This is a genomic window from Allobosea sp. TAF32, assembly GCF_052113585.1.
GTDB lineage: Bacteria > Pseudomonadota > Alphaproteobacteria > Rhizobiales > Beijerinckiaceae > Allobosea.
Map to the genome: position 1 here is coordinate 461,712 of NZ_JBFRDM010000003.1, position 17,252 is coordinate 478,963.

General features: G+C 66.4%; 15 protein-coding genes. 9 read left to right on the forward strand and 6 right to left on the reverse strand.

Translation table 11 applies throughout. The features are described from left to right. The first annotated feature begins 97 nt into the window (after nt 1-97). Complete coding sequence (locus AB4Z16_RS09655; RefSeq protein WP_441511112.1) at nt 98-1,246, forward strand: alpha/beta hydrolase; 1,149 nt, start codon at nt 98-100, stop codon at nt 1,244-1,246. Nucleotides 1,247-1,379: 133 nt separating this feature from the next. Further along, on the forward strand, nt 1,380-2,384 hold the full coding sequence (locus AB4Z16_RS09660; protein WP_441511113.1) for an alpha/beta hydrolase: 1,005 nt from the start codon (nt 1,380-1,382) through the stop codon (nt 2,382-2,384). A gap of 12 nt (nt 2,385-2,396) precedes the next feature. Here AB4Z16_RS09660 and AB4Z16_RS09665 read toward each other — a convergent pair whose 3' ends face one another. After that, the gene (locus AB4Z16_RS09665) at nt 2,397-2,855 is read right to left on the reverse strand and encodes an Lrp/AsnC family transcriptional regulator (RefSeq protein WP_441511114.1); all 459 of its coding nucleotides are present in this window, start codon (nt 2,853-2,855) and stop codon (nt 2,397-2,399) included. Nucleotides 2,856-3,000: 145 nt separating this feature from the next. Between AB4Z16_RS09665 and AB4Z16_RS09670 the strand changes: the two genes are divergently transcribed. Further along, the gene (locus AB4Z16_RS09670) at nt 3,001-4,284 is read left to right on the forward strand and encodes a cystathionine gamma-synthase family protein (RefSeq protein WP_441511115.1); all 1,284 of its coding nucleotides are present in this window, start codon (nt 3,001-3,003) and stop codon (nt 4,282-4,284) included. 111 nt (nt 4,285-4,395) lie between these two features. Here the strand turns inward: AB4Z16_RS09670 and AB4Z16_RS09675 are convergent, their stop codons facing one another. Beyond that, the gene (locus AB4Z16_RS09675) at nt 4,396-5,133 is read right to left on the reverse strand and encodes a DUF3750 domain-containing protein (protein ID WP_441511116.1); all 738 of its coding nucleotides are present in this window, start codon (nt 5,131-5,133) and stop codon (nt 4,396-4,398) included. A gap of 195 nt (nt 5,134-5,328) precedes the next feature. Here AB4Z16_RS09675 and AB4Z16_RS09680 point away from each other — a divergent pair, with 195 nt between their 5' ends. The 5 genes from AB4Z16_RS09680 to AB4Z16_RS09700 all read left to right on the forward strand — a co-directional run bounded on the left by AB4Z16_RS09680 (nt 5,329) and on the right by AB4Z16_RS09700 (nt 9,835). After that, nucleotides 5,329-6,441 carry a polyamine ABC transporter substrate-binding protein gene (locus AB4Z16_RS09680; protein ID WP_441511117.1) on the forward strand — a complete coding sequence of 371 codons (1,113 nt, stop codon included), beginning with the start codon at nt 5,329-5,331 and terminating at the stop codon, nt 6,439-6,441. Between the two features lie 26 nt (nt 6,442-6,467). Beyond that, nucleotides 6,468-7,637, forward strand: coding sequence for an ABC transporter ATP-binding protein (locus AB4Z16_RS09685; protein ID WP_441511196.1), 1,170 nt, complete (start codon nt 6,468-6,470; stop codon nt 7,635-7,637). A 136-nt stretch (nt 7,638-7,773) separates the two neighbouring features. Beyond that, nucleotides 7,774-8,676 (forward strand): ABC transporter permease, encoded by a 903-nt coding sequence (locus AB4Z16_RS09690; protein ID WP_441511118.1) that lies wholly within the window; start codon nt 7,774-7,776, stop codon nt 8,674-8,676. Continuing rightward, the gene (locus AB4Z16_RS09695) at nt 8,673-9,461 is read left to right on the forward strand and encodes an ABC transporter permease (protein ID WP_441511119.1); all 789 of its coding nucleotides are present in this window, start codon (nt 8,673-8,675) and stop codon (nt 9,459-9,461) included. Before AB4Z16_RS09690 ends, AB4Z16_RS09695 begins: the two co-directional genes overlap by 4 nt. A gap of 101 nt (nt 9,462-9,562) precedes the next feature. Beyond that, nucleotides 9,563-9,835, forward strand: a complete 273-nt coding sequence (locus tag AB4Z16_RS09700) for a hypothetical protein (protein WP_441511120.1) — start codon at nt 9,563-9,565, stop codon at nt 9,833-9,835. Between the two features lie 63 nt (nt 9,836-9,898). Here AB4Z16_RS09700 and scpA read toward each other — a convergent pair whose 3' ends face one another. The 4 genes from scpA to AB4Z16_RS09720 form a co-directional block, all read right to left on the reverse strand. Next, nucleotides 9,899-12,067: a methylmalonyl-CoA mutase gene (gene scpA / locus AB4Z16_RS09705; RefSeq protein WP_441511121.1), complete on the reverse strand. Its 2,169-nt coding sequence runs from the start codon at nt 12,065-12,067 to the stop codon at nt 9,899-9,901. Continuing rightward, the gene (thiD, locus tag AB4Z16_RS09710) at nt 12,064-12,888 is read right to left on the reverse strand and encodes a bifunctional hydroxymethylpyrimidine kinase/phosphomethylpyrimidine kinase (protein ID WP_441511197.1); all 825 of its coding nucleotides are present in this window, start codon (nt 12,886-12,888) and stop codon (nt 12,064-12,066) included. The genes scpA and thiD overlap by 4 nt, the downstream gene beginning before the upstream one ends. A gap of 14 nt (nt 12,889-12,902) precedes the next feature. Then, nucleotides 12,903-14,876, reverse strand: a complete 1,974-nt coding sequence (locus AB4Z16_RS09715) for a methylmalonyl-CoA mutase subunit beta (protein WP_441511122.1) — start codon at nt 14,874-14,876, stop codon at nt 12,903-12,905. 181 nt (nt 14,877-15,057) lie between these two features. Continuing rightward, the gene (locus AB4Z16_RS09720) at nt 15,058-15,444 is read right to left on the reverse strand and encodes a DUF2267 domain-containing protein (protein WP_149130337.1); all 387 of its coding nucleotides are present in this window, start codon (nt 15,442-15,444) and stop codon (nt 15,058-15,060) included. Nucleotides 15,445-15,599: 155 nt separating this feature from the next. Here AB4Z16_RS09720 and AB4Z16_RS09725 point away from each other — a divergent pair, with 155 nt between their 5' ends. After that, complete coding sequence (locus AB4Z16_RS09725; protein WP_441511123.1) at nt 15,600-17,138, forward strand: helicase HerA-like domain-containing protein; 1,539 nt, start codon at nt 15,600-15,602, stop codon at nt 17,136-17,138. The last annotated feature ends 114 nt before the right edge of the window (nt 17,139-17,252 follow it).

The window sequence follows — 17,252 nt, forward strand, 5'->3', positions numbered from 1 at the left end:
GAGTTCGCCGTGCGCCAGTTGCTTCATCACTGTGTCATGCACGCATCTTGAAGATCGGCGCATCCGGTGAGACGACTGAGCGATGATTGGAGTGGCGGTGCGGTTTCGCGGTGTTGTTTTGGCGTTGCTGCTGCCGCTGGTCCTTGCGGGCTGCTCGACGCCACGCACGCTTGAATTGAGCCAGGCGCCTGCGGCCGACATCGCCGGCACGGTCGAAATCTATGTCGCGACGACGCGCGAGCCCTCGGCGCAGCCGGTCTATTTCAATGGCGAGCGTTCGCCGAAGCTCTCCTTCGCGCGGCTCGACATCACCGTGCCGCGCAGCCACAAGCCCGGCAATCTGGAGCTGCCGAGCTCGGGGCCGGGCGATCCGGCCAAGTATTTCACCGCGACTTATGTCCAGCGGCTCGACCTAGCGCCCGTGATCTCGGATGTGCGCAAGGAACTCCAGAGCCGGCCGGTCGATCAGCGCGACGTGCTCGTCTTCGTCCACGGCTACAACACGAATTTCGCCGATGCGGCCTACCGCTTCGCCCAGATCGTCTATGATTCCGGCTTCAAGGGTGTGCCGGTGCTGTTCTCCTGGCCCTCGCGCGGCGAACTCCTCGCCTATCCCTATGACCGCGAGAGCGCCTACTACTCGCGCGACTTCCTCGAGGCCAGTCTGCGCGGCATCCCGCGCGATCTCGGCTCCACACGCATGGATATTCTCGCTCATTCCATGGGCACGCTGCTGACGCTGGAGACGTTGCGCCAGGCCGCGATCCGCGGCGACGGGGCCTTCGGTGGCAAGCTGCGCGACGTCATGCTGGCCGCGCCCGATGTCGATCTCGATGTCTTCAAGACGCAGATGGCGCAGATCCGTCGGCCCGTCACCGTCTTCGTATCGGCCGACGACAAGGCGCTCGACTTCTCGCGCCGCTTCGCAGGCGACAAGACCCGGCTCGGCTCCGTCTCTGCGAAGGATACCGAGATCATCGCGGAGCTGGAAAAGCTCGGCGTGCGGATCATCGACATCTCGGAGGTGGCCTCGGGCGACAGCCTGAACCACGCCAAGTTCGCTTCCTCGCCCAAGGTGGTACGGCTCATCGGCGAGCGGCTGCGGCAGGATAAGGGCATCGGCTTCGCCGGGCAGCAATTCGGCGACCGGATCGGCGACATCGCCGGCGGCGTCGTCGGCACGGTGGGCTCGACCGTCGGCTTGGTCGTGACCGCTCCGGTAACGATCCTCTCCGGCGGCCAATGATGTCACATCGCTGCAACGGTGGGCGATCCCCGCAGCCAGGCCGCAGGGCCGCCCCATTCTGGCCGCGTTAGCCTGCCCTTAAGGCCCGGTTGGCCATTCGGCCTCTCACGATCGATCTTGGATGCCTGCCGCCATGCCTGTCACGAGGCGCGACTTTTCATGCCGCTCGCTGGCGCTCGCCGCGTTCCTGCCCCTCGGGCTTGCCGCCTGCGCCCAGAGCGAAGCGAGCGTTTCGCCCTTCGCCGAGCCGGAGCGCGCCGATAGCTCGGCGCTCGGCAAGGATCCGCGTCTGCTGGTCATGACGACGCGCAGGTCGGTCGGCAATGCCGCGCCCTATTTCGGCACCGATCGGGGGCCGCTGACCTTCGCCGAGGTGCGCCTGTCAGCGCCTGGCAGGGGAATATCCGGACGTGTTTCCTCCGCCGTCAGTGGCGACTGGGCTGTGCTAGGCGTCGGCCGCGAGGTGACCAACGACGCCCCGCGCGCCTTCTCGGATGCCGCCAATGGCCGCGACGTGCTGCTCTATGTCCACGGCTTCAACGAAACCTTCGAAACAGCCGCGCGCAGCGCCGGCCAGCTCTCGCATTCGCTCGAATTCCAGGGCCGCACCGCGCTCTTCACTTGGCCGTCCGGCGGCAAGCTGTTCGACTACGCCTATGACCGCGAGAGCGCGCTCTGGTCGCGCGACGGCTTCGTCCAGAGCCTGCAGGCGCTCGTTGCCAACCCGACGGTCGGACGCATCCACATCGTCGCCCACTCGATGGGAACCTTCCTGACACTGGAAGGCCTACGCGAATTGCGCGATTCCCAGGATGTCTATGCCCGGATCGGCTCCGTCGTGCTGGCTTCGCCCGATGTCGACATCGACGCCTTCGAGCAGACGGTGAAGAAGCTCGGACCGCTGGCGCAGCGCATGACAGTGATCATCGATCCCGGCGACCGGGCGCTTGCGGTCTCGGCGCGCATCGCCGGCGGCGTTGCACGCGCCGGTGCTGCCGACCGCTCGCGCCTCGATGCGCTGGGCGTGCGCGTCGCGGATACGTCCGGCCGCGGCTGGAGCATGCTGCGCCACGACCTGTTCCTGTCGAACAGCGAGGTCACTCAGGTCGTGCGCCGCGCCATGGATCGCGGCGCCTGACGAGGCCAGACCCTAGATCGGCGGCAGGCCCGAACGCTTCTTGATCGTCGCGAGCGCGAAGTTGGATTCGACCGACTGGATGCATTTCAGCCGCGTCGCCTTCTGCTTGAGGAAGCGCTCATAGCCTTCGATGCCGTCGGTGACGACGCGCAGCAGATAGTCCTGCGAGCCGGTCATGAGGTAGCATTCGGCGACTTCGCTCCAGCTTTCGACGGCCTTCTCGAATTCGGCGATCTGCTCCTGGTTCTGCTGGGTGAGACGCACCGAGACGAAGACGCTGAAGGGCAGGCCATAAGCCTTGGGGTCGACGACTGCCGCATAGCCTTGGATGACGCCGGTCTCCTCCAGCCGCTTGAGCCGGCGCAGGCAGGGCGTCGGCGACAGCCCGACCCGCTGCGAGAGATCCTGATTGGTGATCCGCCCGTCCTCGCGGAGCACCGAGAGAATCCGACGATCGATCGTGTCGAGCATGATATGCTCCGCTGTGCAGGTTTGTGAGCAGGAAGCTGCAATCGTGAGTTTACGGTGAGCTTTATCGACCAAGCAATGGCGCTCTGATGAGATTATTCTCAAAGGCAGGGATTCAACGGCGCGGCCGAAAAAAGGGAGACAGCTCATGAACGGGGATAGCTATCACAAGGACCGGATCGCCAACCGAAAGCTCCATCCGGAGACGCTGATGATGGGCTTCGGCTATTCGCCGGCCATGTCGGAAGGTTCGCTCAAGCCGCCGGTCTTCCTGACCTCGACCTTCGTTTTCGAGAACGCCCAGCAGGGCAAGGACTTCTTCGACTTCACCTCGGGGCGGCGCCAGCCGAAACCCGGCGAGAAGCCCGGGCTGGTCTATTCACGCTTCAACCATCCCAACATGGAGATTCTCGAGGATCGCCTGGCGATCTGGGACGAGGCCGAGAAATGCGCCGTCTTCGCCTCCGGCATGGCCGCGATCGCCACGACCTGCTTCGCCTTCCTGCGTCCGGGTGACACGATCCTCCATTCCCGTCCGCTCTATGGCGGCACGGAAACCCTGCTCAAGAACCAGATGGGCGCCTTCGGCATCACGCCGTTCGGCTTCACCGACGGGCTCGACATCGCGCAGATGCGGGAGGTTGCCAAGGCGGCTGCCGCCAAGGGCCGCGTCGCGATGATCATGGTCGAAACCCCCGCCAATCCGACCAACGGCCTCGTCGATCTCGCCGCCTGCAAGGTGATCGCCGACGAGCTGGAGAAGTCGCAGGGCCACCGTCCACCGGTCGTCGTCGACAACACGCTGCTCGGCCCGAAATACCAGAAGCCACTCAACCTCGGCGCCGACCTCACTCTGCTTTCGCTGACGAAATATGTCGGCGGCCATTCCGATCTCGTCGGCGGCTCGATCAGCGGTTCCGAGGCGCTGGTGCGGCAGGTGAAGGCCTGGCGCGGCTCGCTCGGCACGCAAGCAGACCCGAACTCCTGCTGGATGCTGATGCGCTCGCTGGAGACGCTGGATATCCGCATGAGCCGCGCCAACGAGAACGCCAAGCTGGTGGCGGAGTACCTCGAAAACCACCCGAAGGTGGCTAAGGTCCACTATCTCGGCAACCTCAAGGACAGCGATCCGCGCAAGGCCGTCTTCGACCGGCAGTGCAGCGCCGCGGGCTCGACTTTCGCCTTCGACGTCAAGGGCGGAGAGAAGGAAGCCTTCGCGCTCCTCGACAACCTCCAGATCATGAAGCTCGCCGTCAGCCTCGGCGGCACCGAGACGCTGGTCTCGCATCCGGCGGCGATGACCCATTCCGGCGTCGCCAGGGAGCTGCGTGAGGAGATCGGCCTGACCGACGCGCTGATCCGCATCTCGGTCGGCATCGAGAACATCGAGGATTTGATCTCCGATCTGGCACAGGCTTTCGAGGCGGTCTGAGAGAAGGTGCGTCATGCTCGGGCTTGACCCGAGCATCCTGGAAACCAGTGCCCTCTCCGGCGGGAGATTCTCGGGTCTGCGCTTCGCTTCACCCGAGAATGACGACCGGCTTCAAACCCCGATCCGCCCCCAGCCCGGCAGCTTCAGCGCCGGGCTGCGCAGGTCGAACCCGGCGACGAGGCCGAGGATGTTGATCTCGATGCCCTCGACCCAGCCCACCGTGACGCCCGCAATCCCATAGGCCGAGGCCTGGATGCCCGTCCTGCTGGCGGTAAGGCCGGCGAACAGCCCGTCGGCGCGCCAGTCCTTGCCGATGGCCGTCGGCGGCAGCGCCTGCCGGAGTTCCGGCACCTCCGACAGAACGTGCTGGACGAAGCTGTTCGAATTCGGTCCCGGCCAGGCGAGATAGCTGTCCGGGCTCGAATAGGCGTAGCTCGCAACCGCCGCCCGAATGCGCGGAATCAGCCGTTCGGCGGCATCGCCGCGGACTTCGGCGACGAGTTCCGGCATATTGCCGAACCAGCGGCCATCGGCGTCGCGATGGTTGATCCGAACCGGCATGCCCCAGCCGACGACGTCGAAGCGCGTATAGGCGCTCGCGCCGCGCTCCTTCACCACGATCCAGGAATGATGCGCGAAGATTCCGCGCCAGCGCCCGACGCGCGCGGCGAAGAGATGCACCGTCGCTTCGGGCTCGACCGCGGCGGCGGGCAAAAGCTTCGCGCTCGTCCAGTCGGCCCGCCGCCAGTCGGGAGCATGCGTCTGCCAGATCCACCAGCCCGCATGGGTCGCGAGCGGCAGCAGGAAGGCGATGACGAAGAAAAGCAGGAAGCGGCGGAGGAAGCGCATCCGGCACGGTATGTGCAGGGCTGCTGAAGCCGGCAAGAACATCGCCGATCACGCTTGCGTCACCCCGCGCCGACATGCTGCAGGGCCTCTTGGCAACCCAGGGCTGTGCGCGCGCATCGGAGCGCGCCTGAAGCCGGTTGATGCCGGGGGGAAAGCTGTTAGCGTGCGCGCGCCTGAGCTTGATGGAGGGGCAGATTGGGTAAGACGACGAAGCGATTGGCCGAGGCTATTGCCGCCTGCGCGATCGGGCTGGGACTTCTCGCCGCACCGGCGGCCGCGCAGGAGAAGCAGCTGCGCATCTTCAACTGGTCTGACTATGTCGATCCGGAGGTGCTTGATGCCTTCAAGAAGGAAACCGGCATCACCGTCGTCTACGACACCTTCGACCAGATGGAGACGGTCGAGACCAAGCTTCTGGCCGGCAAGACCGGCTACGACCTGATCGTCGTCACCGCGTCGTTCCTGCCGCGCCACATCCCGCTCGGCCTCTACCAGCCGATCGACAAGGACAAGGCGCCGAACCTCAAGAATCTCTGGCCGGAAATCCAGACCCGTCTGTCGAAATACGATCCCGGCAACAAATACGCCGTGAACTACATGTGGGGCACTACGGGGATTGGCTACAACACCGCCAAGATCAAGGAACGCCTCGGCCCCGACGCGGTGATCGACAGCTGGAAGATCGTCTTCGAGCCCGAGCAACTCAAGAAGCTCTCCAACTGCGGCGTCCATGTGCTCGATGCGGTCGAGGAGATGTTCCCGGCGGCGCTGCGCTATCTCGGGCTCGACCCCGACTCGAAGAACGAGGCCGATCTGAACAAGGCCGGCGAGCTCCTGCGCAAGATCCGCCCGCACATCCAGAAGTTCCACTCCTCGGAATATATCAACGCGCTGGCGAATGGCGATATCTGCCTGGCCGTCGGCTATTCCGGCGACATCCTTCAGGCGAAGAAGCGCGCCGAGGAGGCCAAGAACGGCGTCCAGATCGCCTATTCCATCCCGAAGGAGGGCGCGCTGATGTGGTTCGACTCCTTCGTGATCCCGAAGGATGCCGGCAATGTCGACGGGGCGCTGAAGTTCATCGACTTCGTCAACCGGCCGGAGATGGCCGCGAAGAACTCTGACTTCATCCAGTACGCCAACGGCAACATCGCTTCGAAGCCGCTGCTCTCGGCCGCGGTGCGCGACAACCCAGGGATCTACCCGTCGGATGCGGTGATGGCGCGGCTCTACACGATCACGCCCTACGACCAGAAGGCGCAGCGGCTGGTGAACCGGCTCTGGACGCGCGTGAAGACCGGCAAGTGACCGGTTTCGGACAGGTCGCCGGCCCCATGAAGAAGACCTCGCCCGGCAGCGTGCGCCGGGCCTTCCAGCCCTGGAACGACCCGGCGGCGAAGCCGCTGGTGGAGTTCCGGGGCGTGACCAAGCGCTTTGGCGACGTCACGGCGGTGGGCGACCTCTCGCTCGCGCTCTATCCCCGCGAGTTCTTTGCGCTGCTCGGTCCGTCCGGCTGCGGCAAGACCACGCTGATGCGCATGCTCGCCGGCTTCGAGACGCCGGATGCGGGCACGATCCTGCTCGCCGGGCAGGACATCACCGGCATCCCGCCGCATCTGCGGCCGATCAACATGATGTTCCAGTCCTATGCGCTGTTCCCGCATCTCAGCGTGGCCAACAACATTGCTTATGGGCTGAAGCGCGAGGGACTGCCACGCGCCGAGATCGACCGGCGCGTCGAGGAGATGCTGGCGCTGGTCAAGCTCTCCGGCCTCGGCGGGCGCAAGCCGCATCAGCTCTCCGGCGGTCAGCGCCAGCGCGTCGCGCTCGCGCGTTCGCTCGCCAAGCGGCCCAAACTGCTCCTGCTCGACGAGCCGATGGCGGCGCTCGACAAGAAGCTGCGCGAGCAGACCCAGTTCGAGCTGATGGATCTGCAGAGCGAGCTCGGCCTGACCTTCATGGTCGTCACTCACGACCAGGACGAGGCCATGACAATGGCCGACCGCATGGCGGTGATGGACCACGGCAAGCTCGTCCAGATCGGCCCGCCCGACGTGATCTATGAGGCGCCGGCCAACCGGCATGTCGCGGAGTTCGTTGGCGACATCAACATTTTCGAAGGCAGGATCGCCGCCGTCGAGGGCGAACTGGTCCGCGCCGAGGTGCCGCATGTCGGCACCGTCGAGCTCGACGAGGACGCACCGGCGCTGAAGCCGGGCGAACCGCTCGTCATCGGCATCCGGCCGGAGAAGATCGAAATCGCCCATGACGAGCCGGGCCAGGCGGTCAACAAGGTCGCGGGCGAGATCTGGGATATCGGCTATCTCGGCGACTTCACCATGATCCAGGTGATGCTCGGCGGGCAAAACGCTCAAGGGGAGGGTGGTCAGCTCGTCAAGGTCGCGCTCGCCAACCGGACACGGCGCATGGCGCGGCCCTTCGCCTGGGACGACAAGGTCTGGCTCTCCTGGGATGTCGAGGCCGGCGTGGTGCTGCCGCCATGAGGCGCGCTGGGGCAGGGGCGTCATTCTCGGGCGGAGCGAAGCGCAGACCCGAGAATCTCTGGCAGAAGGAGGCGCTGCAGCCTCTCATGTCACCAGATGCTCGGGGCAAGCCCGAGCACGACGGCGCAGTGACATCATGAGCGCGGTCGCTTCGCTGCAGCGGCTTCGCCGCCTCGTCGTCGCCGTGCCTTATCTCTGGCTGGCGCTGTTCTTCCTCGCGCCCTTCGCCATCGTGCTGCGCATGGCCTTTTCGCAGGCGGCGACGGCGCTGCCGCCCTATGCGCCGCATTTCGAGGGGCTCGCGCAGCTCGGCGCGTTCCTGTCGCAGCTCGATTTCGAGAACTTCAAGCTGCTCGGCGACGACCCCCTCTATTGGCAGAGCTATCTCTATTCCCTGCGCATCGCGGCGCTGACCACGCTCTTCGCCCTCGCGATCGGCTATCCGCTCGCTTATGCAATGGCCTCGGCGCCGTCGCGCTGGCGCGGTCTCCTGCTCGTCTTCGTCATCCTGCCGTTCTGGACGTCGTTCCTGATCCGCGTCTACGCCTGGATCGGCATCCTCAGGCCGGACGGGCTGCTCGACGCTGCGCTTGCTTTCCTCGGCTTCGAAATCGAGCCGCTGCGCCTGCTCAACACCGAGACGGCCGTGCTGCTCGGCATGGTCTATTCCTACCTGCCATTTATGGTGCTGCCGCTCTTCGCGACGCTGGAAAAACTTGATCGCGGCTTGCTCGAAGCGGCGGCCGATCTCGGTGCAACGCCCGTCACAGCCTTCTTCACGGTGACTTTGCCGCTTTCGCTGCCTGGTATCCTCGCCGGCTCCGCGCTGGTCTTCATCCCCGCGGTGGGCGAGTTCGTCATCCCCGACCTGCTCGGCGGCCCCGACACCGTGATGATCGGCAAGGTGCTCTGGAACGAGTTCTTCTCGAACCGCGACTGGCCACTGGCCTCGGCGGTGGCGGTGGTACTGCTCGTCGTGCTGGTGCTGCCGCTCGTCCTGCTCCAGCGGGCGCGGCTGCGACGGGAGATGGCGGCATGAGCCGGCTCGGCCCCGGGTTGATCCTCGCGCTGATCGTCGGCTTCGCCTTCCTCTATTTGCCGATCCTGACGCTCATCGCCTATTCCTTCAACGCCTCGCGGCTGGTGACGGTCTGGGGCGGCTTCTCGACGCATTGGTACGGCGCCTTGATGCAGAATGAGCCGCTGCTCGATGCGGCCTGGCTTTCGATCCGCCTCGGCGTCGTCTCGGCGACGCTGGCGACCATTCTCGGCACGCTCGCGGCACTGGCTCTCGCCCGCCATGGCCGTTTCATGGGGCGCACCTTGTTCTCCGGCATGGTGCTGGCACCGCTTGTCATGCCCGAGGTGGTGACGGGCCTGTCGTTGCTGCTGCTTTTCGTAGCCGTCGATGTCGAGCGCGGCTTCTGGACCGTCACGATCGCCCACGCGACCTTCGGTCTCGGCTTCGCCTGTATCGTCGTGCAATCGCGGCTCGCCGGCTTCGACCGCTCGCTGGAGGAGGCGGCGCAGGATCTCGGCGCCACGCCTTTCGTCACCTTCTGGACGGTGACCCTGCCGCTGATCTGGCCGGCGGTGGCGGCGGCCTGGATGCTCGCTTTCACGCTCTCGCTCGACGACCTCGTCGTCGCGAGCTTCACGACCGGCCCCGGCGCGACCACTCTGCCGATGCGGCTCTACTCGGCGGTCAAACTCGGCGTGTCGCCCGAGATCAATGCCGCCTGCACGATCATGATCGGGGCCGTGGCCATCGTCGTGATCGCCGCTTCGCTGCTGCTGAAGCGCGAGCAGCTTTCCGGCAGTTAAACGGTGGCTGAACGGCGCCCTCAAAGCGCGTTCAGCCGGGTTTTGCGAATGTTCCTCTCACGGCAGGGGAATTCTCCCCGCCGCGAGACAGGACAGGGACCATGTTCCGCAATCGCGCCCGCTTAGGTTTCGCGGCCTTCGCACTGGGCGGCATCGTGCTCGCCGCTTCCACCTTCGCCGGAGCAGGAAATGCCCAGGCTTTCGGCGGCCGTTACGAGCCCGCCTATGAGCGCCCGGCTTATGGCGCCGATTGGCGGCCCGCGCCGCCCGCCGTCCATGGCTTCTGGGGCCAGCGTCGCTGGCACCGCTACTACGACGGTTACGGCATGCGGCCGCCTCCGCCGCGCTACGGCTATGGTTACGGCTGGCGGTAAGTGTCGCCACGCCGGCTGTGACCATGGGGCGGGCGCGGTCCGAGGGCAGCGCCCGCCTTTTCGTTACTCCGCAGCGACCGTGCGCTGGGCGTAGCCCAGCCGTTGGTTCAGCTCTTCCAGAAGCTTCTCGGCGGCGTCGGCGATGACGGTGCCGGGCGGGAAGATCGCCGAGGCGCCCGCTTCGATCAGGGCGTCGAAATCCTGCGGCGGGATGACGCCGCCGACCACGATCATGATGTCGGGCCGGCCCGCCTTGGCCAGCGCCGCCTTCAGCTCCGGCACCAGCGTGAGATGTCCTGCCGCCAGCGAGGACACGCCGACAATGTGGACGTCGTTCTCGACCGCCTGGCGCGCCGCTTCATCGGGCGTCGCGAAGAGAGGTCCGATATCGACGTCGAAGCCGAGATCGGCGAAGGCCGAGGCGATGACCTTCTGGCCGCGGTCGTGCCCGTCCTGCCCCATCTTGGCGACGAGGATGCGCGGGCGGCGCCCATCGGCCTCCTCGAAAGCCCCGCACATCAGCTGGACCCGCGTGACGGCTGGGTTCATCTCGCCGACCTCCCGCTTGTAGACCCCCGAGATCGCCTTGATCTCGGCCCTGTGGCGCCCGAACACCTTCTCCATGGCCATGGAAATCTCGCCGACAGTGGCCTTGGCGCGCGCCGCTTTGACCGCGAGGTCGAGCAGATTGGCATTGCCGGCCGCGCCATCGGTGAGCGCAGCTAGGGCAGCCTGCACCTCGGTCTCGTCACGTTCGGCCTTGAGGCGCTTCAGCTTGTCGAGCTGCTGGGCGCGCACCGAGGCGTTGTTGACCTTGAGCACCTCGATGGAAGCCTCATTCTCCGGCTTGAAGCAGTTGACGCCGATGATCGCCTGCTGGCCGCCGTCGATGCGGGCCTGGGTCTTGGCGGCGGCCTCCTCGATCCGCAGCTTCGGGATACCGGCCTCGATCGCCTTAGCCATACCGCCGAGCGCCTCGACTTCCCGGATATGGCCCCAGGCCTTCTCGGCGAGTTCCGCGGTGAGCCGTTCGACATAATAGGAGCCGCCCCAGGGATCGATGATCCGCGTCGTGCCGCTCTCCTGCTGCAGCAGGATCTGGGTGTTGCGGGCGATGCGGGCGGAGAAATCGGTCGGCAGCGCCAGCGCCTCGTCGAGCGCGTTGGTGTGCAGGGACTGGGTGTGCCCCTGCGTCGCCGCCATCGCCTCGATCATCGTGCGCGGCACGTTGTTGAACACGTCCTGCGCCGTCAGCGACCAGCCGGAGGTCTGGCAGTGCGTGCGCAACGGCAGGGATTTCTCGTTCTGCGCGCCGAAGTCCTTGACGAGCTTCGCCCAGATCAGCCTGGCGGCGCGCATCTTGGCGACTTCCATGAAGAAGTTCATGCCGATCGCCCAGAAGAACGACAGGCGCGGCGCGAAGACATCGACCGAAAGCCCCGCCTGCTGGCCTGCGCGGATATATTCGACGCCATCGGCGAGCGTGTAGCCGAGTTCCAGGTCCTGCGTCGCTCCCGCCTCCTGCATGTGGTAGCCGGAGATCGAGATCGAGTTGAATTTCGGCATGTTCGCCGAGGTGAAGGCGAAGATGTCGCCGATGATCCGCATCGAGGGCGAGGGCGGGTAGATATAGGTATTGCGGACCATGAACTCCTTGAGGATGTCGTTCTGGATGGTCCCCGAGAGCTTGGCCTGCGGCACGCCCTGTTCCTCGGCCGCGACGATATAGAGCGCCAGAACCGGCAGAACGGCGCCGTTCATCGTCATCGACACGCTCATCTGGTCGAGCGGGATGCCGGAGAACAGCGTGCGCATGTCGTAGATCGAGTCGATCGCGACGCCCGCCATGCCGACATCGCCAGCGACGCGCGGATGGTCGCTGTCATAGCCGCGATGGGTGGCGAGGTCGAAGGCGACCGAGAGCCCCTTCTGTCCGGCGGCGAGGTTGCGCCGATAGAAGGCGTTCGAATCCTCGGCCGTGGAGAAGCCGGCATATTGCCGGATCGTCCAGGGCTGGTTGACGTACATCGTCGGGTAGGGGCCGCGCAGATAGGGCGCGATACCCGGAAGCGTCTCGACGAAGGGCAGCCCTTCGCGGTCAGCGGCCGTATAGAGCGGCTTTACCGGAATATCTTCCGGTGTCATCCAGGGTTCGGCCGCCGCTAAGTCTGCAGACGCCGCCGTCCGGGTGTCGGCGAAGGCGAGCTTCGTGAAATCCGGGATCGCGGTCATGGCTGGCTCCCGTCGGTCCTGTCCCACCAGTGGTGGAAATGATGCACCGGTCCGTGGCCGTGGCCAACCGCAACCTCGTCGGCGGCGGCGATGGCGGCGGAAATATAGGTCTTGGCGTGACCGACAGCCTCCGGCAGCGCCAGCCCCTTGGCGAGATTGGCGGTGATCGCAGAGGACAAGGTGCAGCCGGTGCCATGCGTGTTGCGGGTCGAGACACGTGGCGCATTGAAGCGCTGGCGCGCGCCGCCAGCGAGCAACAGGAGGTCGCTGCTGATATCGCCGCTGCCATGGCCGCCCTTGATCAGGACATTGGCGGCGCCCAGCGCTGCAAGCTTCTCGGCCTGCTCGTCGACGGCCTGTTCGGTCTCCGCCATGCTGGAGCCGAGCAGGGCGGCGGCCTCGGGCAGGTTCGGGGTGATCAGCGTCGCGAGCGGAAAGAGGTGCTTGCGGATTGCCTCGACCGCCGATGTCTCGAGCAGCCGCGCGCCGGAAGCCGCGATCATGACGGGATCGAGCACGACGTTCTTCGCTCCGTGGCGCTTCAGGCCGGCTGCGACTGTCTCGATCAACTCGGCAGTCGCCAGCATGCCGATCTTGACCGCGCCGACATCGAGATCCTCGAAGACGGCGTCCATCTGCTGGGCGACGAAGTCGCGCGGCACGGCGTGGATGGCGCTGACGCCCTTCGTGTTCTGCGCGGTCAGCGCGACGATGACGCTGGCGCCATAGACCTGATGCGCCGCGAAGGTCTTCAGATCGGCCTGGATGCCGGCGCCGCCGCTCGAATCCGAGCCGGCGATGGTGAGGGCGATGGCAGTCAAACTCATGTCTCCGATCAGGCCCTTGCGATGGCCTGCGCGTGTTCGAGCGCCTCGACCACATCGCAACCCATGAAGATGAACGAGGATACGCCGGCCTTGTTCAAAGCTTCGCTGTCGGCGGGGCGGCCGGCGAGCCAGACCGTGGCACCGGCCGCGGCGAGCGCTTCGGCCGCGGCAGCGCCTTCTGCGGCATAGGCCGGTTCCGAACCGCACAGGCAGGCGAGCTTCGCATCCGAGGCGCGGAAGGCCCCGACCAGCGCGTCGAGATCGGTGGCGCCGTCGGTGGCGAAGCCGTCGCCGCTCGGCGCGGCAAGGCCGCCGGCCTCGAACAGGTTGCGGGCAAAGCCGGCGCGCGCGGTGAAGTCGGCGATGGAGCCGAGCGTCGCCAGGAAGACGACCGGGCGTTGCGGCAGGGCATCGGCCTTGTCGCGCAGAGCCTCGAACGGCTCCGACAATCTGAGCGAGGGCAGCGCATCCGCGTGCAGGGCCGCGCCGGGCGCGATCCGGGCATCGGCCCGGCCGGCTCCGCCGACGAAGGAGCGTATGATTTCGCCCTGGTTGCGCTCGGCGAGGCTGCCGGGAGGACGTCGTTCTCCGCGGACGACCGGCGCGACTTCCAGCACGGTCACCACGCCCTCGCCGATATTGGGGAACTCGCTGGTGCCGGTGATCGGCTCCCGGCGGGTGGCAATCGCCTTCGTGCGCGCTGCCCTCTGCTCGGCGAGGGTCTTCTGGACGGAACCGTTGGCGAGCCCGGCGACGATGCCGCGCAGATCGCCGCTGCTCTGCCGCTCGATCTCCTGGAAGGCTTGCCAGGCCTTCTCGCAAAGTGCCTGCGTCAACGCCTCGAAGCCGCCGGCGCCAGCCGCCGGATCGGCGACGCGCCAGAGATTGCTCTCTTCGAGCAGGATCAACTGCGTGTTGCGCGCGACGCGGCGCGCGAAGGCGTCGGCCAGACCGCGCGCGGCGGTGAAGGGCTGGACGGTCAGCGAATCCGCCCCGCCGACTCCGGCCGAGAAGGCTGCGACCGTGCCGCGCAGCAGATTGACATGGGGATCGCGCCTGGTCAGCGAACGCCAGGCCGTCTCCGCATGGATTCGCGCCGGCTTCGGGGTCAGCCCGCACGCCTGCTGGATACGTTTCCAGAGCAGCCGGGCAGCCCGGAATTTCGCGACCGTCAGAAACTCGTCGGTGTCGGCGACAAGCGTGAAGGAGAGGGTGTCGCGCGCCTCTGCCAGTGAAAATCCCTGCGCTTCGAGCGTGCGCAGATAGGCAACCGCGGTGGCAAGCGCTGCGCCGAGTTCCTGCGCCTCGCTGGCGCCGGCCTCGTGATAGGGGCGGCTGTCGACAGTGATGAACGGGCCGGAGAAGCCGCGGTCCTTGAGAGCGCGGATGGTCTCAGTGAGGCGGCGCCCGACCTCCGACCAGGAGACGGCGAGCGATCCGAGGCCGGCGAAGACGCCGATCGGGTCGAGGCCGAAATCCATGGAAAGCTCGGCCGGCGCATGGCCCCGCTTCTCGATCAGCGCCGCCAGCAGCAAGGCGTTGATGCGGCCCTCCGGGGCAGGGTCGAGCCGCAGCTGGATGAGATCGAGCATCGCGCCGTCGAGCGCGGCATCGAGAGTTGCGACATCATCGGCGACGAGGCCATAGCCGCGTGCCGCCGGCGCGCCCGCAAAGCTGATCGTCAGCGTGTCGGCGCCGCCTTCCAGATCGGCGAGCGCAAGCGCCTGGGCTTCCTTCGGCGCGGGATGGTCGAGCCGCGCGGCGACATGCCAGCGCCCGGCTTCGGAGCGCAAGGCCCGCGCGGTGGGGGAGGCAGCGGGGTAGAGCGGCTCGATGCGGATGCCATCAGCGGTGCGGCCGACCAGCCGTTTCTCGAAATCCGCACCCTTCAGAACCTTGTCGACCGCCGCACGCCAGACGTCATGCGACGGCGCCGGGAAGGCGTCGAGGTAGGGAAGGTCGGATGGGGCAGCCGAGTTCATGCGCGCCGATGCTCCTCTTCCGCACAATGTGCAGCCGTGGAGCGCTGATTGCCATGGGCGGGCGCGCACCGCCATCCCTACTTCGTCGCAGGGCAGGTGCAGAAATACGAAGGGGATACAAAACGCCGCCGCTATGCCGCACAAGGACGGCGTCGCGACGGCGCAAAAATATCGATCGGGATCAGACGAACTGGCCGAGCCCCGGAATGGCGCCCACGATCGCGCCCATTGCGTCCTCGCCGGCCTTCTCGCGGCCGACGGCGAACATTTCCTTGGACACGCTCTGGATCTGGCCCATCGAGAGGCCCGCGCCCATGAGCTGGCCGCCGAGCGCCATGACGCCGCCGCCACCGCCCATCAGCCCGCCGATCGCGCCGAGCATGCCGCCCTTGGCGCCTCCTTCGGCATCCGCGAGCGCCTGCGCGCCCGGCAGGGCAGCCATCAGCTGGCCGATCTCGGTCGCCGGGCCTTCCTTCTGCAGGAAAGCGAGGATGATGCCGACCGCCTTGCGGGCGAGTTCCTCGTTGATGCCGGCCGCAGCGGCCACTCGCGTGAGCAATTCTTCCATGGTCCCAATCCCCTCGCCAAACGGCTTCGCCGCGAAGCCCAGTAAAAATAGTTTACATATTTACGATCTGATTCCAACGGGCTTGGGCTTCCGCCTTCTGCGTCGTTTGGTTACACCCTCCACTGACGTTCTGGGAAATCTCATAGGCGGGTGTGATGGCGGATGACGGCGCGATTCTGATCGGCAAGAGCGGCAAGCCGGAGAACCTGCTGCTCAAGCTCGCCAATCGCCACGGTCTCGTGACCGGCGCGACCGGAACCGGCAAGACGGTGACGCTCCAGGTCATGGCCGAGGGCTTCGCCCGCAACGGCGTCCCGGTCTTCGCTGCCGACATCAAGGGCGATCTCTCCGGCATCGTGGCGCCGGGCGATTCCAAGCCGGCCTTCGTCAACCGGGCCAAGGAACTCGGGCTGAAATACGAACCTGATCAGTTCACCACCGTCTTCTGGGACGTGTTCGGCGAGCAGGGGCACCCGGTCCGGGCCACGATCTCCGAGATGGGGCCGCTGCTGCTAGCGCGCCTGCTCGATCTCAACGACACGCAGGAGGGCGTGCTCAACATCGCCTTCCGCATCGCCGACGAGCAGAAGCTCCTGCTGCTCGATCTCAAGGATCTGCGTGCGATCCTGACCTTTATCGCCGAGAATGCGCAGGACCTGACCACCAAATACGGCAATGTCACCTCCGCGACCGTCGGCACGATCCAGCGCGCGCTGCTGGTACTGGAGAACCAGAAGGGCGATTTGTTCTTCGGCGAGCCGGCTCTGGACATCAACGACCTGATGAAGACGGATCGCGACGGCCGCGGCATCGTCAACATCCTCGCCGCCGACAAGCTGATGAACAATCCGCGGCTTTACGCGACCTTCCTGCTCTGGCTGCTCTCGGAGCTGTTCGAGCAGCTTCCCGAGGTTGGCGATCTCGACAAGCCGAAGCTCGTCTTCTTCTTCGACGAGGCGCATCTGCTCTTCAACGGCGCCCCCAAGGCGCTGCTGACGGCGGTCGAGCAGGTCGTTCGCCTGATCCGCTCCAAGGGCGTCGGCGTCTATTTCGTCACGCAGAACCCGCTCGATATCCCCGACACGGTGCTGGCCCAGCTCGGCAACCGTGTCCAGCACGCGCTGCGCGCCTTCACCCCGCGCGACCAGAAGGCCGTGCGCGCCGCTGCCGAGACCTTCCGCCAGAACCCGAAGATCAAGACGGAAGAGGCGATCAGCCAGCTCGCCGTCGGCGAGGCGCTGATCTCTATGCTGGAGGGCAAGGGCTCGCCGGAGATGGTCGAGCGCGCGCTGATCGCGCCGCCGATGGCGCAGGTCGGTCCATGCACGCCGCAGCAGCGCCAGCAGGCGATCAATGCCTCGCCCGAGAAGGGCAAGTACGACACCATGATCGACCGCGAGTCGGCCTATGAAGTGCTGATGAAGCGCAAGAACCTCAATCCGGACGGCTCGTCCATCGAGGCGTCCACCGGTGGGGGAGGGGGCATCCTCGACACGATCGGCGGCTGGCTCGGCGGCGGCGCGCCCCAGCAGCGCCCGAAGACAGGGCCGGGTTCGCGTGGCGGTCCGCTGCCGCAGAGCATGGCGGAGAAGGTCATTACCTCGGCCGCGCGCTCGGCCGCGACCTCGATCGGCCGCCAGGTGGGTAACGCGATCCTGCGCGGCATTCTCGGCTCGATGTCCGGGAAGCGCTGAGCCCGGGCGTCGTTCTCGGGCGGAGCGAAGCGCAGACCCGAGAATCTCAGCCCCGAAAGGGCACTGGCGCGTCTTTTGGCAGGAGATGCTCGGGCCAAGCCCGAGCATGACGAG